The sequence below is a fragment of the Rhizobium sp. NZLR10 genome, assembly GCF_019685125.1.
Classification (GTDB): domain Bacteria; phylum Pseudomonadota; class Alphaproteobacteria; order Rhizobiales; family Rhizobiaceae; genus Rhizobium.
The window spans coordinates 183,988-203,090 of the sequence record NZ_JABDWE010000004.1 but is presented as its reverse complement, the minus strand read 5'-3'; the positions used below and the strand labels follow the sequence as shown (position 1 = coordinate 203,090).

Genomic DNA, 19,103 nt, shown 5'->3' with positions numbered 1-19,103 from the left:
CTTGGCCCGGGATCTGGCAAAGCCCGTCAAACACTTCAAGCCGCGGCGCGAATCGTCGCTTCTTCCCGGATCCTGTTGACCATCGACCGCAGTCCGTTCGAGCGCTGTGACGACAGGTTCTCCACCAGACCGATCTTCGAGAAAATCTCGAAGGCATCGAGCCCGGCGATCTCGGATGCCGTCTTGCCGGAATAGGTGGCGAGCACGATGGCGACGAGGCCGCGCACGATATGGGCGTCCGAATCACCCTCGAAGCTCATCACCGGGTTGTCGGGATCGCCTGTCGTATGCGTCACCAGCCACACCTGGCTGGCGCAGCCCATTACCTTGTTTTCGGACGTACGCTTCTCCTCGGCCAGGTCGGGCAGCGCCTTGCCGAGTTCGATGACATAGCGGTAACGGTCTTCCCAATCGTCCAGGAAGGCGAAGTCGTCGATGATCTGGTCGAGGGATGCCATGGAGAAGCCTTTCACGATTCAAGCAATTCCAACAAAGCTGCGCAGCGGTTCGGGTCCGGAATGCGTCAGGAAATGCTCTAGATGTGCATATAGGTGAAAGATCGGCGGATTTGAACCGTTAAAGCAATTCCGGGAAAAGTGCGAAGCGGTTTTTCGTCCGGAATTGCGTACACAAAGATAAAAAGAAACGCCGCGAGGGATGGGCATCCTCACGGCGCAGCAACATGCTGAATTAAACAGGGCAGGCACGTCAGGCATGGGGCATTTCCGCGTCATGCGGACCACCGATGCAAGTTCAGAAAAATCAGATCGCCGGCTTCGGCGTGGGTAGCGGGATCGCGCCGGTGACAACGGTCTCGGCAGAGGCGTCATCCTCGACCGGCGGCCGGTAAGGCATCGGCTGGTTCAGCGCGGCCTTTGCCTCACGCAGCTTTTCCTGGATTGCAGGTGCGGCCAGCGAAGGCATGTTGAGCGCCACCGGCACCTGCGGTTCGGCGCGCTTTGCGGTCGCCGGCGCCTCGTCCTTTAACTGGCTGTCGAGAAGTTCGTAGGCCACGCGAGCGCCTTCACGGGCCCGGTAGCCGAGCGCCGTGGCGGTTTCGGCGCCCTTGGCGCAGACCTCGGGCTTTTCCGAGCACATGCCTGTGAGATAGTCATAGGCGCCGCTTGCCGCCGTAAACGCGTCGGAAAGCTGCAATTGCGGGCCGTTGGCGAGCTTGTCGGAACTCTCCGTGCTGAAGACGGAAAGAAGCACGAGCACAAGGCCAAACCAGAAGGATCCTTTGATCAGAAACCACATTGTCGTTGCCCATCCTGTTTTCCCGTCCGGTTCTTGTCGCCGAATCAGGCCGGTTGTCCGGTGTGTTTTCACCCTACCGCCAAGTTGCGAACGCCGCTTTTCGAAACTCACGGGCATTTGCGGCAAATTTAGTTCAAATTTTAGCGAACGGTATTTGACGGACATTTTAGTCGAATGCGAGCGATCGCCGTTAAGCATCAGGGCAGCACCTGCTTGCAATTGCAGGGCTTTTGCCCGCTCGCCTTGCCACAGGAGTTAATGCAATGCTGAAATATGAGGAAAATCCGTCGCTTACCTGCTATTAACCACAAAAGGCAAAGAGCCTTCCAGATGCTTCAAAACGGGAATTTCGGGGGTTTCGGGCTGTGAACAGCGCTTTTGCCTTAGCCTTTCTTTAAGTCGCCAAGGCCTATTGTCCGGATCGATAGACAGCCTTTCGGGCGGGTATTGCGTGCGTGTATTGAGTAACATTGGCGGCTGGGTGACGGCCCTCGTAGACCGGGCGGCGACAAGCTGGCTCTCCCGGACGGGCGGCGGCGAAGCCGTGCGCCAACGCGAGCTCGCGATCCTGCGCCGCCTCGTGCTGTTCTCATCGGCCGCTCTTATTGCCGCTCCTGTCGGCCTCTCGGCGGTCACCAGTCCGGCCGTCGCCTTGCCGGCAGGTGTCGCCATGGTCTGCGCTGCCTTTCTCTTTTCCGCCGTCGGCAGCATCGCGCTCGCCCGTCAGGGCTCATCCGCCGGTATCGCGACGCAATCGGCCGAGGATTTCTTCCTTGCCGCCACCCCCGGCCTCGTCTTCTTCCTCGACCCGCATGGCAGCGTGGCGACTGTCGGCGGCCGTGACCGGCGCGATTTTCTCGCCTGGATGCGCGATCCCAAGGGCAGGGGTTTCCTAGAACAGGTGCATGTCTCCGACCGCATCCTTTTCCTGCAGGCGCTCGATGGCCTGCGCCGGGGCGAGGATGCTCAATGCGTCGATCTGCGCATCGACCGCCCCTCGGTCGCGCGTGATCAACGCCAGTTCGCTTATCTCAGAATGGACATGACGGCCCGGCGCGACGCCGATGGCGAACTTGCCGCTGTCATTGCCCAGTTGCACGATGTCTCCGTCGAACAGCAGCTGCGTGCCGAGGCTCAAAACCGCGTCGCCGATGCCGAATCGGCAAACGACGCCAAATCGCGCTTCCTCGCCGCCGTCAGCCACGAGCTGCGCACGCCGCTGAACGCTATTCTCGGTTTTTCCGACATCCTGATCGGAGAATATTTCGGCAAGTTCGAAAACGATCGCCAGCGCGAATATGTCGGCCTTGTGCGCGAATCCGGCGCGCACCTCTTGTCCGTCGTCAACACCATGCTCGACATGAGCAAGATCGAAGCCGGCCGTTACGAGCTGATCCTCGATGCCTTCGATATATCAAGCTCGGTCAAATCCTGCGAATCGATGCTGGCATTGCAGGCCAAGACCAAGGGCCTGACGCTGACCAGCCGTATCCAGCGCGGTCTCGGCGAGATCGTCGCCGATCAGCGCGCCATCCAGCAGATCCTAATCAATCTCGTCGGCAATGCCATCAAGTTCACCGAGGCAGGCGGCGTCGTCTCGGTCGATGCGGCGGCGCGCGACGGCATCCTCAAGCTAACGGTCAGCGATACCGGCATCGGTATTGCGGCCGACAAGCTGGCATTGCTCGGCCAGCCCTTCGTCCAGATCCAGAACGACTATACCCGCCGCTTCGAAGGCACCGGCCTTGGTCTTTCCCTGGTCAAGGGGCTGGTGGCGCTGCATGGCGGGCATTTCGCCATCGCCAGCCAGCCCGGCGAAGGCACGATCATCACCATCGAGATCGCGGTGGACGGCTCGGGCGCCGTGTGCGCCGAAGACGCCGGTCATGGCGCGACTGTCGAGTTCCCGCCGCGGCTGAAGGGCGCGGTCCATACAGGTGCAGAACTGGGGGAGGGGCGTTTCGATGGCCGCGCGCAAGCGAAAATCGCCTAAGGGAAAAAGGGGACGGCAGCAGCCGGGCCTCCTGATGTCAGGTGCCGCCGCCCTGGGCGGTCTCAGCCTGCAGGGCGCATCCGTGCTCGGCGGCGTCATCGGCCGCAATCCTTCGGTTGCCGGCGGCACGATCACCTTCGTCGTCATCTTCTCCTTCGTCGCCGCCAACGCGCTCTGGTATCAGCCGGGCCTGCATCCGCATCCGATTTTCCGCACCCGCGATCCGCAGTCTCCAAATGTGCTCGGCGCCCGCCGCCCAGCCGAGGAGCAGCAGGGCGACGTCACCACCTTCCGGATCGAACGGCCGGAGGATACCGCGACCACCACCAACGCAACGCCGGCGCCTGCCGCGCCCGGCCAGCAGCCGAACCAACTTGTCATGGACATCCAACAGCAGCTGGTGCGCCGTGGCCTCTATAACGGCATACCCGACGGCGTCATCGGCCCCCGCACCAGTGCGGCCATCCTGTTCTTCGAGGAAACCGTCGGCATGGTCCAGACCGGCGATCCGACACCCGGGGTACTGGCGGCGCTGAAGACCGATGCCGCCGGCCCATCGACCGTGCCCGCGGAAAAGCCGCCCGAGGATGTGAGCTCGAAGGCGGCGGCGGAAGACCCGGTGGCAGCGGCGATCCGCAGCGCCGAGAAGACCGTCAGAACCGCTTCGTCATCCGCAAAGCAGGTTCCATCAAGCGAAATCACCAATGTCGACCTGGTGCTGAAGATCCAGAAGGGTCTTTCCAACATGGCCTATGCCAATGTCGGCGTCGACGGCGTCGCCGGCGAGCAGACCCGCGCGGCCATCCGCCATTTCCAGAAGCACTACAACCTGCTCGAAGATGGCGAGCCAAACCAGGCGGTTCTGAAAAAACTCAAGGAAATCGGCGCGATTTAAACTCGAAACCGCCCTTACCATGACCGGAAACTCTCGCAGCCTCAGGGGCCTGGCGATGTTGTCTGGAACACCGCCAATTGCGGCGATCGCCGCATTGCCGCCGTCCGCGCCCCGGTCTATACCGCCCCGATGAGATTACGCGCCGACATCTTCGTTTCCGCACTCCTGCGCCGCGTCTTCGCCAGCGGCGATTTTGCCGCCGTCGAAAAGAAGGGTGCGGAGGAGGCGGGTGCGATCTTCATCCTCCAGCACTTCCGCGATGGCCTGGAAACGCTCTATGCGCCAGCGCCGCAGACCGCCTTCGGCGAGAGCGAGGCCGGCGACCGGCTGTTCGAAATCCGCCTGTCGCGCAGCGATCCGGAAGCGGTGCGTGCCATGCTGGAGCGCGAACGCAGGTTCGACCCCGATCTCTGGATCGTCGAGCTGGAGGCGGAGGAATTGGGAGACATGCTCCCGCTTGCAAAAGATGGCTGACAGCCGAGCCGAATGACCGAGGCTGTCAGCTCAGCGCGATCGCCGTCCGAGGACACGCAAGTCGCGTTGCGGCGGTGACTGTCGGATGAAGCGGTGGTTTTCCGTTTCCTGGAGCGCCGGCGCATTAGCCACTTCGGGCTTATAGGTGTAGCGATCGGCGCGGCGCCAGGCGTCCACACGTTCATGGCATTCTTCTGGATCGAGCGCATCGAGCACCATCCAGCCGCGTGTGACGTTGTGCTGCTGTTCGGCAAGGTGTGGATAGAGCTTCTCGAGTACGAAGACGGCGTCCAGAAAGCCCATGCCGAGGCTCGTCAGCGTCGTCGCGAGCTGTTGGCCGGAAAGATCGAGCATGATGCGCTCGGCAAGCCAGCGGCTGGCCGACAGCGCATCGGCAAGCGCGGTTGCGAAATGCGTCGCCTCGCGCGAGCGGGCGAAGCGTACCAGCAAAGCCTCCTGAATATCGGTGAGCGTGCGCAGGCCGAGCCTGTCCTCGTCGGCCCGGCCGAGATGACCGGCAAGACCGAGGATACGCTCGCGCAGCGCCTCCTCATTGGCAATCCTCTGCCCCTGTAGCGCCTCCGCCTCAGTGGTCTCGGTCGGCGCCGGCGAAAGCGCAACCGTCTGCGCTTCTGTGATTGGCGCTGGCGCGGCCGCCGGCCGCGGTTGGCTCTGGCGCAGCGCCACCAGCGCATCGATGACCTTCGGCGAGAGTGAATCGCGGCTGACGATCGCCCTGACATGCGCTGCACCCTGCGTGCGCGCGATGGTAATCAGCGTGTCGTCGGCAATTGCCTTGGAGGCGGCAAGAAAAGGGGCTGCGATCTCGATCGGCTGGTTGCCGATGAACAGCGCCACGGCTGCCGGCATGTTTGCGCATTGGGAGAGCGCCGCGACCGCTTGGCGCTTGGCCTCATCGGAGGAGGCCTGGAATAGCGGCATGAAAAGCTCGGCGAATTGGCGCAGTTCGGACCGTGTCGGATGAGACAGGTTCTCAAAACTGCTGACAGTCGCCATCAATACCACGTCCTTTTTCCTGACGGCCAATGGGCCCTCTAGGTCTCGAAACCGGTCACGCACAAGAACACCCCGAAAACGCCGAACCAAGGGGAACCACGGGCCGATATGCGCTGGCGGAACGCATGTCGGACCACATGGGTTATGAACAAATCCTACACCGGTACGGTTAATGCATGCTGAAGATTTTATTAAAATTTGACGGAATTATACACGCGGGACGTGTCGCGACATCATCGGCCGGCAGTCCAACAATGCCGATTTGAAAAGGCGTTGCAGCGATTGCTCATCGCTGGTGACGGGGGGGAAAGTTCAGGCGGCCCTGCGATCGCGTAGCGCGTGCAGCAGGGTTTCGCGGCTGTCGTGACCGGCCTGATAAAGGTCGAGGGCTGCGGATGCCGCAAACTGCGCCTCGACGCTCTTGACGTCGATGCGCCGTTCCGCGCACCAGGCATCGAGCGCACCGCGCAACACGTCGAGATCCTCAGGCGAGAAAGATGAATTCACCAGCAAAGACATCGCCGGCCCTCCGCATTCCGGCAAGAGCGCGCAATATCCGCGATCGACCGGTGCCCGGAAACGTGTGATCGACGATTGAACCATACGCGCATCCGAATCGGTCGCAATTAAATATTTTCATGAAGTATTTTTGCAACAGTATGCATTTCCGGCCGAGTAACCTGCCGGTGTTCATGCCAACCATATGAATTGTTTCTAATTTTATACATCGATGCCAAGCCGTGTCTCTGCGTGGGCGGGTGAAACCAAATCATCTCTTCGCGCGTTAGAGAGGAAGTAACGTGAACTGTGTTTGGCGTCCACCGAACATTAGTAAACTGTTAACTGACATCTGTCTCAATTCGGCTAGGAACGACGCGATTTGAGTGTTTGGATCGTTGAAAGTCCTGATCACGGTATTTCAATCAGGTGCCGTGGGAAAGGCGCGAATGCCCTCGGTCCGGTCACTCCGGCACTGCAGGACGCGCTGGCTCGCACATTGGCGGGCAGGGTGAAATCCATCGCAAGTTCATCCGTCTCGGGCAGTGCATGGAGACGAGAATGGCAATAGTAGTCGCATTGGCGGATTGGCAGCCGCGGGCGCCGCGTCGCCCGGACAAACAACCCCGCGAAGCCAAGATCCTATGGTTCACCGGCGTCCGCTACGAGCGGCTGGCCGAGAGCCCCAGGCGCGTGCCGGCGCCCGCGCCGCGCGTCAACACGAAGTGACGCCTGCTCAACCTTAGCGGGCGATGAATTGCTCGCAGCCGGCTTCCGTCAGGAAGTTCCGCGCTGCCTCATCGAAACTTGCCTGCGGCGCCAGCGTCCGCAGCACGGCGTAGCCGTCCGGTCGGGCCATCTCCACCAGAATCGCCTGCTGCAATTCCTGCGGCAGGTTCTTGCGCAGGTCGGTCAGCTGGATCGGACCGCCTGCCAGCACATCGAGCGCGCCGCCGACAGAGGTCCTGTCGTTCATGCTGAAGACCTCGTTGGAGGCGCTGTCGTAGATCGCGATCGACCAGAAGGGCACATTGCCCTTGGCAGTGAAATGCACCGGCGCATCTTCGACGTCGAAGGAGCAGACGGCGGTGCGCACGAAGGGATCGCCATTGGCAAGGCCTGCCTCGTCATATCGGCCGCCGAGCAGGGTGAAATTATTCAGGTCACCCTCCGCCTCTACGCGGGTCGCCGCATCCTTGCCGGTGAAATGCGGCAGCGAAAGGATGATGACGAGGTGCAGCAGCGCGGCGCCGAAAAGGCCGGTCAGGATGGCGAAGAATATCCTAAGCATTGCCGCATCCGGTCTTGGTGAGCTTCGGCATGGCAAGGTCGATCACCCCGGAACTGCCGGCGGTCGGCGTGTCGAACAGCGTCAGCACAAGCCGGAAGGTGCCGGCCTCTGGCAAGGCCAGCCAGTTGCCCGGCTGCGCGACGGCTGAGATTTCGATCGAGAAGCTGCTGTCCGGCTGGCGCAGCACCGTCCAGGAATTGAGCGCTGCCGGATGTCCGGTCGTCACCGCCGCCGGATTGCCGCCATTGTCGGCGGTAAACAGGGTCCAGAGCCGGGCAGGCGGCGTCTGCCCGCTGATGCGGTAGCGGCAACCGGCATTCAGCCGCGCGCCATCATCGTCGACGCTCGCCGTAAAGGTCAGGCCTTCGGCGCTGCCATAAAGCAGTTTGCCGGCGCGCGCGCGGTGCGACTTGGCATAAGGATCGGCCTCGACCGTCTGCAACGCCGGAAAAGCCTCCCAGGCGCCGAGCTTGATCGCCCCGAAACCCTGTGTGGCATCCAGCGCATAAAGCGAAATCATGATCCCGCCGCCGAAGGCGACGATCAGCGTGACCAGGATGAAGAGGGGAAACCGAAACACGTCATGACCTTGGAAACCATATCAGATGAAAGGGTTACCACTGATTCTGGCGGGGTGGAATGCCACGCGACGACATGGATGCCGATCAGTCCGGTTAACGTCGAAAGCTGCCCCTCACCCTAACCCCGACGGGCGGGCCTTGCGAGATGTGTATATGCCCTAGCGTAAACGGGGCGAGGGGACGTGCCCTGCGAGAGGCAGGCGAGAAACGGAGAGGGCGCGGCTATCTCCCTTCGCCCCCTTTGCGGGGAGAAGGTGCCTGCAGGCGGAGGAGGGGCCGCCTCGCCGATCTCCTTGGCATCGTGCCGACACGAACAAAAGCGCCGCATCCACCCAGAATCTATTCCACACTCGCGACCTTTTGCGGCGCAAGCGGAGCGGCATCCTTCAGCTTTTTGCCGAGATCTTTCAAGATATTCGTCGACTGAACCGAGAGCATGCGCGGCCGGATGAGCTGCGGCAATCCATCCTGCGGCTTGGCGGCGGCGGTCTTGGCGAGATCCTTTTCCGAGGGCAGGGGATTTTCGACCCCAGGTATGGCCCGCAGCGTCACACCCTGATGGGCGTAGTCCATGGCGCGCTTGAAGGTCATCGCCGGCAGCGAGCCGCCGGTCATGTTGTTGGTCGAGGTGTAGTCGTCATTGCCGAACCAGACGGCGCAGGTGTAGTTGCCGGTGAACCCGACAAACCAGGCGTCGCGATAGGCCTGGGTCGTGCCGGTCTTGCCCGCTGTCAGAATGCCATTGTCGAGGGCTGCCTTGCGCGCCGTGCCGACATAGGGAACGCGCGACAGCATCTGGTTCATATAGGCGTCTGCCTTTTCGGACAGCACGCGTTTGGCTGCCGGCTCGTCACCGTCGAAATCGTAGAGCACGTCGCCGTCATAATCGAGGACCTGGGTGATGCCGTGGCGGCGCGACTGGTAGCCGCCGGCCGGGAAGGTGGCATAGGCCGTCGCTTGATCGAGCACCGTCACCTCGGATGTGCCAATCGGGATGGTGACGTCGTCGCGGATCGGCGTCTCGACGCCGAGGTTTTTCGCCATCGCCCGGATTGGCTGAATGCCGAGTTTTTCCTTGGCGAGCCGCACCGGCACGGTGTTGATCGACTGGGCGATCGCGGTCTCGAGCGTTATGCGGCCGGCATAGTGGTTGGCATAATTATGCGGGCTCCAATTGCCCCAGGAGATCGGCGCGTCGACGATGGTCGTTTGCGGCGTCATCCCGCTCTCCATCGCCACCGAATAGGTATAGACCTTGAAAGAGGAGCCCGGCTGGCGCAGCGCCCTGGTGGCGCGGTTGAACTGGCTCTCGCCGTAATCGCGGCCGCCGACCATGGCGCGCACGGCGCCGCCATTCTCGATCATCACCATGGCGCCCTGCTTGGCGTGATAGGCCTCGCCATATTCCCGCAGCGACGTTTCGACTGAATCCTCAGCCGCCTGCTGGATGCCCATGTCGATCGTCGTGCGCACGATCAGCGAATGCTGGTGGAAACGCGGCGAAAGCCGCTGCACCTCGTCGAAGGCCCAGTCTAGGAAGAAGTCGGGCGATTCCACCTCGTTGCGGTCGACGACGGTGGCCGGGTTGCGCCGGGCGGCAATCACCTGGCCCTCGGTCATCAGCCCGCTCTGCACGAGATTGGTCAGCACCTCGTTGGCGCGCGCACGCGCTGCCGGCAGGTTGACATGCGGGGCGTATTTCGCGGGCGCCTTGAACAGGCCGGCGAGCATGGCGGATTCGGCGAGGTTTACATCGGTGATATTCTTGCCGAAATAGAACTGTGCCGCCGCGGCTGCGCCAAACGTGCCGCCGCCCATATAGGCCCGGTCGAGATAGGTGGAGAGGATTTCCTTCTTGGAAAGGTTTGCCTCGAGCCAAAGTGCCAGGAACGCCTCGGTGACCTTGCGGTCGATCGAGCGTTCGTTGGAGAGGAACAGGTTCTTGGCCAACTGCTGGGTCAGCGTCGAGCCACCCTGCACGACTTCGCCGGCCTGGGCGTTGGTGACCATAGCGCGGAAGAGGCCGATGGCGTCGATGCCGAAATGGTCGAAGAAGCGCCGGTCTTCGGTGGCGAGCACGGACTTGATCAGGGAATCGGGCAGTTCATCGATCGGCACGGAATTTTGATGGATGACGCCGCGATGGCCGATGACGTTGCCGTAGCGGTCGGTGAAGGTGACGGCGAAATCGCCGCGGTTGCGCCAGTCCTCCTTGGTCGCCTCGAAGGCCGGCTGGGCAAGCAGCAGCATCAGCACCGAGCCGGCGGCCCCGAGCGTCAGCCCTTCGCCGGCAAGTTCGAAGACCATGCGCTTCCAGCCCCGCACGCGGAAGCGGCGGAAGAAGATGGTGATGTCTTCCCAGATCTCGGCGGCGCGGAAGCCTGCGTTCCAGACGGTCGAATCGATCCACGAATCGATGCGCAGCAGAATGTGACGGCTCTTCGTCGGACGCTTGTCCGCCGCTTTTTCTGGTCCATTTTCTGGCCCCTTTTCGGGGTTGTCCGGATCCTGCACGTCCTGTATTCCCGCCTGATCGCGCTTCGCTCATATCCGACCGTCGGAAAGCGACGAAAGCGCGAGGCCGCCATATGGCCGCAATGCTCTCCGATACCAGAAGAAAGTTCTCCGGTACCAGGAGCATGCTGAAGAATTGATTGATTTCGCGCCTGATAACAAGAGAGATAGATGGGGGTCACGTGAATTTGCGGGCCGCTGTTGCAAGAAACGAACGATGAACGATCTGCCCTTCTGGAAGAGCAAGACACTGGCCGAAATGACCGTCGCCGAGTGGGAAAGCCTCTGCGACGGCTGCGGCCTCTGTTGCCTCAACAAGATCGAGGAATGGGATAGCGGCGATATCTACTTCACCTCGGTCAGCTGCAAGCTGCTCGACGGCCAAAGCTGTCGCTGCTCGAGCTATGAGAACCGCTGGGATTTCGTGCCGGATTGCGTGCAACTGACCAAGGAGAACGTGCCCGATATCGCCTGGCTGCCGCCCACCTGCGGCTACCGGCTGGTCAACGAAGGCCGCGATCTCTACTGGTGGCATCCGCTCGTCTCCGGCGATCCGGAAACCGTTCATGCCGCCGGCATTTCCGCCCGAGGGCGCACCATCAACGAAAATGAGATCGATATCGACGATCTCGAAGACTACGTCGTCGACTGGCCGCTGACCGTGGGCGAAGAGAAGGATGAGGAAGAAGAAGCCTAGCTGGAGCAGGATGATTTTAGGCCCGCCTAAAATCTGAATCCTGTTCTCAATTAAAGAGTTAGAGCATGATGTCATAAGAAAATCGCTCACACTTTTCGGCGTCATGCTCTAGATGCGGGCTACCGCCGCGAGGAAACGCCGCAGTTCCGTCTCCACATAAACATCCACCGGCCCATTTGCACTAAAACCCCACCAGGTGAGCGAGCCCTGCCATTGCGACAGCATCAGCCGGGCGATCGACTCCGGCGCGGTTGTCGATCCGAAACAGCGAACGATCGCCACCGTCAGCGCTTTTCCCCAGGTGGCCCCGCGGGCGCGCAGCACCGGATCACGAAAGTCTTCACGAAGCACCAGCAGTCCCTCGCCATAGGCGGCGGCATTGTCGCCGTAATCCAGCGACAGGCCGACAAGCAGGGCGATCGCGCCTTCCGGCGTTTTCGGCACGCTCTCGGCAAGCCTCGTGGTTTCCGCATCCAGCCCGTCCCAGGCGTATAGCAGCGCTGCACGCAGCATCGCCGCCTTCGTCGCAAACCGCTGCACCAGCGTCGAGCCGGAAAGGCCGCTGGCTTTGGCCACTGCAGCAAAAGTCGCCGCATCCGGCCCCTCGGCATGGATCAGTGCCAGCACCATGGCGAGAAGCTGTTCATCGGAAAGCGTGCGGCGGCGCGGCATGAAATTCCTCTTGCATTCGCCCCATTTATGAACGAACGTTCGTTTATATACAATCGGCTTTTTTTTGAGTTCTAGCGTGGAGGATGGAGAAGTGACAGCGAACTTGCGGGAGAAAGTGGCTTTGGTGGCAGGCGCAACGCGCGGCGCCGGCCGCGGCATCGCGGTGGAACTCGGTGCTGTCGGCGCCACCGTCTACGTAACAGGACGCACGACGCGTGCCCGGCAATCCGAATATGCGCGACCGGAGACGATCGAGGAGACGGCCGAACTGGTAACGGCTGCGGGCGGCAGGGGCATTGCCGTGCAGGTCGACCATCTCGTTGTGGCTGAGGTCGAGGCGCTGGTGGCCCGCATCCGGGCGGAGACCGGCAAGCTCGATATTCTCGTCAACGACATCTGGGGCGGCGAGAAGCTGTTCGAATGGGACAAGGCAGTCTGGGAGCATTCGCTGGACAACGGCCTGCGCATGCTGCGGCTCGGCATCGAAACACATCTGATCACCGCCCACTACGCCCTGCCGCTGATGATCGAACGGCCGGGTGGACTGCTGGTGGAGATGACCGATGGCACGGCCGAATACAACGCCAGCCATTACCGGCTGTCGCCCTTCTATGACCTCGTCAAAACGGGTGTCACTCGCATGGCCTGGGCGCATGCTCAGGATTTGGCAAAACGCGGCGCCACTGCAGTTTCAATCACGCCTGGCTGGCTGCGCTCCGAAATGATGCTGGATGCTTTTGGTGTTCGAGAGGAGAACTGGCGCGAGGCGACGAAGACGCAGCCGCATTTCGCCATTTCCGAAACCCCGCGCTTCGTCGGCCGCGCGGTGGCGGCCATCGCCGCCGATCCCGACCGCGCCCGCTGGAACGGCCAGTCGCTGTCGAGCGGTGGACTGGCCAAGGTCTACGGCTTCGATGACATCGACGGCTCGCGGCCGGATTGCTGGCGCTACATGGTGGAAGTGCAGGAGCCGGGCAAGCCGGCGGACGTGACCGGCTATCGCTAATGCATGTCATCAGGAAGTGTGCAGCAGTTCCGGAATAACGACCTGCCTAAAACAAAGGATCAAGCGCGTTGCATCAATCAAATTTGATGCAACGCGCTTTAAGGCCTCTGATTACCGCGCGGCTGCGAGCCGCGCCGCATCGCGAAACGACACCAGCCGTTTGGTCTGTTCGTCCCACAGCACAAGCTTGACGCAACGCAGGCTTTCCATGAGCGTGATCCGGCCGAGGTCGGCAAGCTCAGGATGGTCTCGCAGCACCTCCGGCAGCCGGTAATAGGGCACCCGGCTCGACAGATGATGCACGTGGTGGATGCCGATATTGCCGGTAATCCAGCGCAGCACCGGCGGCAGGTCGTAATGCGAGGCGCCGTGGAGGGCGGCATGCTGGAACTGCCAGTCCGGATCCTTCGACCAATGGGTTTCCTCGAATTGATGCTGGACGTAGAACAGCCAGACACCGGCAGCACCGGCCAGAAGGACGGTCGGCAGATGCACCAGGAGGAAGGGGACGATCCCGACGGCCCAGATCAGCAGCGCTGCGACCAGTGCGATGGCAAGATTGGTCGCCATGGTCGAGACCCAGGGCAGAGCGCCGGAGCGCATCATGCCGAAAGGCAGGCGCTGCTTGATGAGGAACAGCCATGCCGGCCCGATCCCGAACATCACGATCGGGTGCCGGTAAAGCCGATAGCCAAGACGGCCCCAGCGCGACAGCGCATTGTATTCGGCGATCGTCAGCGTTTCGATGTCGCCGACGCCGCGCTCGTCCAGGTTCCCGGCCGAGGCGTGGTGTTCCGCATGCGCCCGGCGCCAATAGTCGTAAGGCGTCAGCGTCAGGACGCCGATCGTGCGCCCAACCCAGTCGTCGACGCCGCGGCGCGCGAAAAACGAGCCATGGCCGCAATCATGCTGGATCATGAACAGCCGCAGCAGAAAAGCGGCGGCGGGAACGACCAGGATCAGGCCGGGCCAGAAGCTGTAATGAACCGAGGCCCATGCGGCAGCCCAAAACAGCGCGAAGGGGACGACGGTGACGGCAAGCTCGAAAGCGCTACGTCCGGCTCTCGGCTGGCGATATCCGGCAAGAATCTTCAACCAGCGCTTTTCAGCAAAAAGCTCGTTGTGGCCCGCGGAGGGTTCCAAGGTTGCGGCGGGTTCGGCCAAAGGGGCCACTTGCATTTCCTCGCTCTCGTTGCGGCGCGCGGATTCGATCACAGAATAGCGCCATGAAAGGCCGCGATACTCGAAAGGCCGAGTGCGATCACCACAGCCGAGCGAATGAGAAAGAGCGGATAGTCGAAACGGTACATTGTATGAAAAGAGGTCATGGCTGCAGCACTTCCCGTTTTTCTGAAAACATGTCAATGGCGATAATGTCACGCCGGCGCGCGGCGCGGCCGATAGAACGCGCCATCACCTTCAAATCACACATGATTTTGTGCGCAAATCGATCCTGATTTCCGCTGTATGTGCGTGGGGGCTCGATGAGAGCGTCTATTTCTTTGGAGCACTGCCCTGCGGGGCGGTCGTGGTCGCCGTCTTCATCTGGTTGGCGAATGTGCTTTCCGTCTTAGCCGCCTGCTTGTCCTTCTTCGGCTTCCGGACCTCACGATTGCTTCTTACCTGTCCTTTTGCCATGGATAAATCTCCCGTTTGATCGAAAACTGAAAGCCGCAGCCTGCGCGGTGTTCGCCCACTTGTCGGTCGCGACCGGAGATCGCGGGGTCGTCATGAGGGCGACCCGACAACGCCGGGCCGCAGGAATTGAATGAAATGATGCCTGCTGAAACCGCATCGAAGTCTGGAGGCGGATGACCTGAGAGGTCACCAAAAGCCAAACCCGACGTTGAGACGGGACGTCACCATGCTTCGCGATCAGGAAAATGGCGGGGCCGGAATCCGGTCACCGCAAATGCCACATCGGCCAGATCAGCGAGCCATCTTCTTACACTGAAATTACGGTGCCATTAAGGCCATTGCCGCAAGAAAGCCATATTTCCACAGGGCTTAATCATTGATGGGAAACAGGCGGATCAGCTTGGTTCTTTCCATTTCCGCTCGGCCTGATGCCGACATGATGCCACAGGCCAGGCAAAGGCCTCTATCCCGCCCGATATCGACAGGTACTTGCATGCCGCCGGCCTTGAGCAGGCGGTCGGTCATCGACAAAAGCAGGTCCAGCCGCGCCTGGCAACCGTCCGCTTCAAGGAGCGCCACCCGGCGCTCCCTGTCAATCTCTGCAAGTTCCTCGGCATGCTGTCGTTGTTGGTAAGCCCCGAACTGCACTCATCCAAAATAACCGGCCGCTGCAACGCAGATACAGAGCAACAGGGTTTTTCGCACAATAATCCTTCGGAGCCGGGCAGCTCGGTTATGCGCAGTTTCAAAGTGAGAGCGTCCTTGGAGCATCTGAAAGACGCGCGGGGCATTAGACGGCGGCACGTTTTTCGCGGGGCAATCCCTGTATCGCATATCGGTTACAGACCGGGACGACCGGTTTCGGCGGTGCCTTCGGCTTGCCGAAATGGTATTCGAGCGCCCGTGAGAGCATGGCCGGCGAGGTGACACCCTCCTCGAACAATCTGATCAAAAGCACGGCGGCGACGTTGAAGACCCGTTGGTCCTCGATCAGGATTCTGGCGTCATAGCCGGCGTCGTCGAGCACGCCCTGAAGCATGTCGAGATCGGACGAGGTCAGATGTGACTTTTCGGAAGTGGAAGACATAGGTCCTCCTTTCATCGGGGCGAGGGTATGAAAACCCTCAGTCGGCAGCGCCCGTACAATGGCTGCCGAAGGCGAGACCATGCGCCTTTCGCCGGAGCAAGGCAACGGGATTCTGCTGCTAATATTCGCTTTGTCTTATGAAGAGCCCGCACCGATCAGGGTGCGGGCGCAACGGTCATTCCGCCGCCTGATAGGCCGACGTCCGGGCGGCCGATGTCCGCGGACCGGCGGCTGCAAGCAGGGTAATCGCGACCGCGAGCAGCGCGACGAAGGCGATGCCGGCGACATAAGGATCCCAGCCGAAATGCGGTGCGGCGCCGAACACTGCCGAGGCGGCTGCGAGCACGATGCCGCCGCCGATCTGGAAAGAAGCGAAGAGCAGTCCGGAGGCAAGCCCCGATTTGTCATCCTCCACGTCGGAAAGGGCTGCGACCTGCACTGAAGGGTAGGTCAGGGCGTAACCGAGGCCGAGCGGGATTTGTGAGAACAGCACAAGCAGGATCGGGTCGACATGTCCGAGTGCGGTTACCCAGAAAATATAGCTGAAGGCCTGCAGGCCGACACCCGCCGCCATCAGGCCGGTGGCGCCGCGATTTTGCGCGAGTGTCGCAAAACGTGGCGCCAGGAACATCACGAAGACGCCGCCAAGCGCAAAGCAGAAGCCGGTGGTGAAGGCCGACCAGCCGATGACGTTCTGGTAATAGAGCGTCGCCAGAAACTGGAAGCCGACATAGGAACCCTGGAAGAGGGCGGCGATCGCATTGGCATGCCGGAGTTTCGCCCGGCGGAACATGCCAAGCGGCACCATCGGATCGGCATGGCGCGCTTCGACCAGCAGGAAGAGCAGGATCAGCGCCAGCGACGCGACGAGCGAACCCCAGGTCGCAAAAGCCTGCCAGCCGGCGGCAGCGGCATTGGTGATGCCGAAGACGAAGAGCAACAGGCCGGGGGTGATCGTCAGCGCGCCGGCCCAGTCGAAGGCGGGCCGCGGTCCCGTTCTTTTCGGGTCGGCCGGCAGCGCCAACGGCGCAAGAAAGAGCGTCAGGATGGCAACCGGCGCGCCCATGACGAGCGTCGCCCGCCAACTGAAGATCGTCGCCGCACCGCCGAGGACCATGCCGAGCACGAAGCCGGTGGCGCCGGTGGAGGCGAAGACCCCAAGCGCTTTTGCCCGCGCCTTCCCCTCGCCGAAGACGGAGAGCAGCAGCGCAAGGGCGGCAGGCGCGGTGAAGGCGGCGGCAATGCCCTTGATCAATCGGGCACCAATCAGCGTCGGCCCGCTGTCGACAAAGCCGCCGCGATGCTGGCGGCGGCAAAAATCGCCAGCGACCACAGGAAGACGCGGCGGTGGCCGAAGACGTCGGCAACCCGGCCGCCGAGCAGTAGAAAGCCGCCATAGCCGAGCACATACGCGCTGACGGCCCATTGCAGCGATGTCGCCTCCATGCCGAGTTCGGCCTGGATGGCGGGCAGCGCGACACCGATGGTGGAGACGTCCATGGCGTCGAGAAAGTTGGCGGCACAGAGCAGCAGCAGTGCCAGCCCCGCTCCGCCTTTCGATTTGGAAAGTGTCATCGAAATCGTTCCTTCTTTGCTGCCGCCTCGTCGAGGGAGGTTGCGCGGACGGCAGGGAACGAGAAAATGTACAGCTTCCTAACCTATTGCAAATTGATAGTAGCCATGCCAGGTATTACTCACGATGATGAATGATGCTACGCTTCGAAAAATCGATCTGAACCTTTTGCTGGCCTTTTCGGTGCTGATGCAGGAGCGCAATGTCAGCCGCGCCGCCGAGCGCCTGCTGCTCGGCCAGCCAGGCCTGTCGGCCGCTTTGCGGCGCCTGCGCGAGGCGCTGGATGACGAACTCTTCGTGCGTGTCGGCCGCGGTCTGCAGCCGACGCCGCGCGCCCTTTCCATTGCCCCGGCGATCGAGGATGCGCTATCGGGCATCGAACGCGCCATCCGCCCGCAGGCCGAGTTTGATCCGGCAAGCTGGCAGGGCGAGTTCCGCATCGGCATGTGCGACAATCTCGAATCAGCTTTCTTCGGCCCGCTTGCCGCCCGTCTTCTCCAGCTTTCGCCGGGCGCCCGGCTGATCGGCATCGCGTCCGAAAAGCGCGATGCCGCCCGCCGGTTGGACGAGGGGGTCTTCGACTTCAGCGTTTCCGTGCATGACGAACCGGCCTCCTGGCACATCCGCGCGCCGCTGTTCGACCAGGCCTCGATCTGCATTTACGATGACGCTCAACTCCGGCTGAAGGCGCCGCTGAGCCTTGAGGATTTCGCCACTGTCGCCCATCTCACCGTCTCGTTCGAAGGCAATGCCTCGACCAGCATCGACACCGCACTGAGCCGCACCGGCCATGTCAGGCGTGTGGTGGCGACGGTGCCGCGCTTTTCCGCCCTGCCGACGGCGTTGCGGGCGATGCCCGCCATCGCCATCGTGCCGGAATCGATCGGTCGCTGCATGGCGCAACTGCATGGGCTGACCATCTCAGCGCCGCCGCTTTCGCTGCCGGCCGATCCGGTGACCATGCTCTACCGCCGGGTCGACCAAGCCGACGGCCGGGCGCGCTGGTTCCGCCGCCTGTTCCTCGACGTCGCCGGCGAGGCGCTCATAGCCTCCGGCTGCCGCGTCTCGATCATGAGAGCGGCGGCCTAAGCAATTCCAGGAAAAGTGCGAAGCGGTTTTCCGTCCGGAATTGCGTAGAAATAATAAGCAATTCCAGGAAAAGTGCGAAGCGGTTTTCCGTCCGGAATTGCGTAGAAATAATAAGCAATTCCAGGAAAAGTGCGAAGCGGTTTTCCGTCCGGAATTGCGTAGAAATAATAAGCAATTCCAGGAAAAGTGCGAAGCGGTTTTCCGTCCGGAATTGCGTAGAAATAATAAGCAATTCCAGGAAAAGTGCGAAGCGGTTTTCCGTCCGGAATTGCGTAGAAATAATAAGCAATTCCAGGAAAAGTGCGAAGCGGTTTTCCGTCCGGAATTGCGTAGAAATAATAAGCAATTCCAGGAAAAGTGCGAAGCGGTTTTCCGTCTGGAATTGCGTAAAAATAAAATGCTGATCCCTATTATAGCTCGCCTTTGTGGAAATAGGCTTCGAGGCGGTAGCCATCCGGGTCGATGATGAACGCGGCGTAATAAAAGCGTCCATAATCCGGCCGGATACCCGGTTCGCCATTGTCGGTGCCGCCGGATGCGACTGCGGCCGCGTAAAAGGCATCGACCGCCGCCTCGTTCGGCGCGACGAAGCAGAAATGCAGCCCGGATCGCATATCGGCAACAACCGGTTGCTCGACCTGCATCACCCAGAGCCCGACCTGTTCCGGGCCGTAGCCGATCATCTTGTCGGAATTGGATAGGCGCTCATATCCGAGCGGCGCCAGTGCCGCATCATAGAAACGGCGGGATTTGTCGAGGTCTTTTACGCCAATGGAAACATGATCGAACATGGACCGCAAAACTCCTATCACCGCTCGTTC

The 19,103-nt window shown here is 61.5% G+C and carries 21 protein-coding genes and 1 pseudogene; 7 read left to right on the top strand and 15 right to left on the bottom strand.

Translation table 11 applies throughout. The features are described from left to right. Positions 1-35: 35 nt before the first annotated feature. Entirely contained in the window at positions 36-458 is a 423-nt protein-coding gene (locus HJB82_RS08565; RefSeq protein ID WP_207583511.1) for a SufE family protein, read from the bottom strand. A gap of 304 nt (positions 459-762) precedes the next feature. Then, positions 763-1,257, bottom strand: coding sequence for a DUF5330 domain-containing protein (locus HJB82_RS08560; protein WP_207583512.1), 495 nt, complete (start codon positions 1,255-1,257; stop codon positions 763-765). A 451-nt stretch (positions 1,258-1,708) separates the two neighbouring features. Between HJB82_RS08560 and HJB82_RS08555 the strand changes: the two genes are divergently transcribed. From HJB82_RS08555 to HJB82_RS08545, 3 genes are all read left to right on the top strand, one after another. Beyond that, entirely contained in the window at positions 1,709-3,250 is a 1,542-nt protein-coding gene (locus HJB82_RS08555; protein ID WP_207583513.1) for a HAMP domain-containing sensor histidine kinase, read from the top strand. Then, positions 3,222-4,145 (top strand): peptidoglycan-binding domain-containing protein, encoded by a 924-nt coding sequence (locus HJB82_RS08550; RefSeq protein WP_207583514.1) that lies wholly within the window; start codon positions 3,222-3,224, stop codon positions 4,143-4,145. Before HJB82_RS08555 ends, HJB82_RS08550 begins: the two co-directional genes overlap by 29 nt. A 129-nt stretch (positions 4,146-4,274) precedes the next feature. Further along, positions 4,275-4,619 (top strand): DUF1491 family protein, encoded by a 345-nt coding sequence (locus HJB82_RS08545; RefSeq protein WP_207583515.1) that lies wholly within the window; start codon positions 4,275-4,277, stop codon positions 4,617-4,619. A 30-nt stretch (positions 4,620-4,649) separates the two neighbouring features. Here HJB82_RS08545 and HJB82_RS08540 read toward each other — a convergent pair whose 3' ends face one another. Together HJB82_RS08540 and HJB82_RS08535 are read right to left on the bottom strand one after the other, a co-directional pair. After that, positions 4,650-5,699 carry a DUF2336 domain-containing protein gene (locus HJB82_RS08540; RefSeq protein ID WP_207583516.1) on the bottom strand — a complete coding sequence of 350 codons (1,050 nt, stop codon included), beginning with the start codon at positions 5,697-5,699 and terminating at the stop codon, positions 4,650-4,652. 249 nt (positions 5,700-5,948) lie between these two features. Next, positions 5,949-6,155 carry a hypothetical protein gene (locus HJB82_RS08535; protein ID WP_207583517.1) on the bottom strand — a complete coding sequence of 69 codons (207 nt, stop codon included), beginning with the start codon at positions 6,153-6,155 and terminating at the stop codon, positions 5,949-5,951. A gap of 540 nt (positions 6,156-6,695) precedes the next feature. On the opposite strand from HJB82_RS08535, the gene HJB82_RS08530 reads away from it, so the two are divergent. Further along, complete coding sequence (locus HJB82_RS08530) at positions 6,696-6,863, top strand: hypothetical protein (protein ID WP_207583518.1); 168 nt, start codon at positions 6,696-6,698, stop codon at positions 6,861-6,863. 13 nt (positions 6,864-6,876) lie between these two features. Here the strand turns inward: HJB82_RS08530 and HJB82_RS08525 are convergent, their stop codons facing one another. From HJB82_RS08525 to HJB82_RS08515, 3 genes are all read right to left on the bottom strand, one after another. Further along, entirely contained in the window at positions 6,877-7,425 is a 549-nt protein-coding gene (locus HJB82_RS08525) for a DUF1254 domain-containing protein (protein WP_207583519.1), read from the bottom strand. Further along, positions 7,418-8,005 carry a DUF1214 domain-containing protein gene (locus HJB82_RS08520; protein ID WP_207583520.1) on the bottom strand — a complete coding sequence of 196 codons (588 nt, stop codon included), beginning with the start codon at positions 8,003-8,005 and terminating at the stop codon, positions 7,418-7,420. Before HJB82_RS08520 ends, HJB82_RS08525 begins: the two co-directional genes overlap by 8 nt. Before the next feature lie 340 nt (positions 8,006-8,345). After that, positions 8,346-10,520: a transglycosylase domain-containing protein gene (locus HJB82_RS08515; RefSeq protein WP_221139819.1), complete on the bottom strand. Its 2,175-nt coding sequence runs from the start codon at positions 10,518-10,520 to the stop codon at positions 8,346-8,348. A 217-nt stretch (positions 10,521-10,737) separates the two neighbouring features. On the opposite strand from HJB82_RS08515, the gene HJB82_RS08510 reads away from it, so the two are divergent. Beyond that, positions 10,738-11,217 carry a YcgN family cysteine cluster protein gene (locus HJB82_RS08510; RefSeq protein ID WP_207583522.1) on the top strand — a complete coding sequence of 160 codons (480 nt, stop codon included), beginning with the start codon at positions 10,738-10,740 and terminating at the stop codon, positions 11,215-11,217. Between the two features lie 108 nt (positions 11,218-11,325). Here HJB82_RS08510 and HJB82_RS08505 read toward each other — a convergent pair whose 3' ends face one another. Beyond that, positions 11,326-11,889: a TetR family transcriptional regulator gene (locus HJB82_RS08505; protein ID WP_207583523.1), complete on the bottom strand. Its 564-nt coding sequence runs from the start codon at positions 11,887-11,889 to the stop codon at positions 11,326-11,328. A gap of 91 nt (positions 11,890-11,980) precedes the next feature. Between HJB82_RS08505 and HJB82_RS08500 the strand changes: the two genes are divergently transcribed. Then, on the top strand, positions 11,981-12,895 hold the full coding sequence (locus HJB82_RS08500) for an SDR family oxidoreductase (RefSeq protein ID WP_221115332.1): 915 nt from the start codon (positions 11,981-11,983) through the stop codon (positions 12,893-12,895). Between the two features lie 111 nt (positions 12,896-13,006). On the opposite strand, the gene HJB82_RS08495 is transcribed toward HJB82_RS08500, so the two are convergent. The 5 genes and pseudogenes from HJB82_RS08495 to HJB82_RS08475 form a co-directional block, all read right to left on the bottom strand. Beyond that, entirely contained in the window at positions 13,007-14,074 is a 1,068-nt protein-coding gene (locus HJB82_RS08495) for a fatty acid desaturase (protein ID WP_246762734.1), read from the bottom strand. A gap of 315 nt (positions 14,075-14,389) precedes the next feature. Next, positions 14,390-14,533: a hypothetical protein gene (locus HJB82_RS08490; RefSeq protein ID WP_204330206.1), complete on the bottom strand. Its 144-nt coding sequence runs from the start codon at positions 14,531-14,533 to the stop codon at positions 14,390-14,392. A gap of 369 nt (positions 14,534-14,902) precedes the next feature. Next, positions 14,903-15,181, bottom strand: a complete 279-nt coding sequence (locus HJB82_RS31525; RefSeq protein ID WP_311044274.1) for a hypothetical protein — start codon at positions 15,179-15,181, stop codon at positions 14,903-14,905. 142 nt (positions 15,182-15,323) lie between these two features. After that, positions 15,324-15,701: a hypothetical protein gene (locus HJB82_RS08480; protein ID WP_221131451.1), complete on the bottom strand. Its 378-nt coding sequence runs from the start codon at positions 15,699-15,701 to the stop codon at positions 15,324-15,326. A gap of 94 nt (positions 15,702-15,795) precedes the next feature. After that, positions 15,796-17,195, bottom strand: a pseudogene (locus HJB82_RS08475) (MFS transporter). Positions 17,196-17,319: 124 nt separating this feature from the next. Between HJB82_RS08475 and HJB82_RS08470 the strand changes: the two are divergent. Further along, entirely contained in the window at positions 17,320-18,282 is a 963-nt protein-coding gene (locus tag HJB82_RS08470; protein WP_221131452.1) for a LysR family transcriptional regulator, read from the top strand. Here the strand turns inward: HJB82_RS08470 and HJB82_RS08465 are convergent. Together HJB82_RS08465 and HJB82_RS08460 are read right to left on the bottom strand one after the other, a co-directional pair. Beyond that, positions 18,263-18,775, bottom strand: coding sequence for a hypothetical protein (locus HJB82_RS08465; protein WP_221139868.1), 513 nt, complete (start codon positions 18,773-18,775; stop codon positions 18,263-18,265). The two genes, HJB82_RS08470 and HJB82_RS08465, sit on opposite strands and share 20 nt — an antisense overlap. Further along, a complete protein-coding gene (locus tag HJB82_RS08460; RefSeq protein WP_221131453.1) occupies positions 18,693-19,073 on the bottom strand; it encodes a VOC family protein in 381 nt (126 codons plus the stop codon). Before HJB82_RS08460 ends, HJB82_RS08465 begins: the two co-directional genes overlap by 83 nt. Positions 19,074-19,103: the final 30 nt, after the last annotated feature.

Bases quoted from the DNA above. Each gene is read 5' to 3' on its own strand.
- HJB82_RS08550 (WP_207583514.1), top strand. From the start codon at position 3,222: ATGGCCGCGCGCAAGCGAAAATCGCCTAAGGGAAAAAGGGGACGGCAG.
- HJB82_RS08545 (WP_207583515.1), top strand. From the start codon at position 4,275: ATGAGATTACGCGCCGACATCTTCGTTTCCGCACTCCTGCGCCGCGTC.
- HJB82_RS08535 (WP_207583517.1), bottom strand. From the start codon at position 6,155: ATGTCTTTGCTGGTGAATTCATCTTTCTCGCCTGAGGATCTCGACGTG.
- HJB82_RS08490 (WP_204330206.1), bottom strand. From the start codon at position 14,533: ATGGCAAAAGGACAGGTAAGAAGCAATCGTGAGGTCCGGAAGCCGAAG.
- HJB82_RS08495 (WP_246762734.1), bottom strand. From the start codon at position 14,074: ATGCAAGTGGCCCCTTTGGCCGAACCCGCCGCAACCTTGGAACCCTCC.
- HJB82_RS08505 (WP_207583523.1), bottom strand. From the start codon at position 11,889: ATGCCGCGCCGCCGCACGCTTTCCGATGAACAGCTTCTCGCCATGGTG.
- HJB82_RS08565 (WP_207583511.1), bottom strand. From the start codon at position 458: ATGGCATCCCTCGACCAGATCATCGACGACTTCGCCTTCCTGGACGAT.
- HJB82_RS08530 (WP_207583518.1), top strand. From the start codon at position 6,696: ATGGCAATAGTAGTCGCATTGGCGGATTGGCAGCCGCGGGCGCCGCGT.
- HJB82_RS08470 (WP_221131452.1), top strand. From the start codon at position 17,320: ATGATGAATGATGCTACGCTTCGAAAAATCGATCTGAACCTTTTGCTG.
- HJB82_RS08460 (WP_221131453.1), bottom strand. From the start codon at position 19,073: ATGTTCGATCATGTTTCCATTGGCGTAAAAGACCTCGACAAATCCCGC.
- HJB82_RS08465 (WP_221139868.1), bottom strand. From the start codon at position 18,775: ATGGACGCTTTTATTACGCCGCGTTCATCATCGACCCGGATGGCTACC.
- HJB82_RS08480 (WP_221131451.1), bottom strand. From the start codon at position 15,701: ATGGTCTCGCCTTCGGCAGCCATTGTACGGGCGCTGCCGACTGAGGGT.
- HJB82_RS08560 (WP_207583512.1), bottom strand. From the start codon at position 1,257: ATGTGGTTTCTGATCAAAGGATCCTTCTGGTTTGGCCTTGTGCTCGTG.
- HJB82_RS08510 (WP_207583522.1), top strand. From the start codon at position 10,738: ATGAACGATCTGCCCTTCTGGAAGAGCAAGACACTGGCCGAAATGACC.
- HJB82_RS08525 (WP_207583519.1), bottom strand. From the start codon at position 7,425: ATGCTTAGGATATTCTTCGCCATCCTGACCGGCCTTTTCGGCGCCGCG.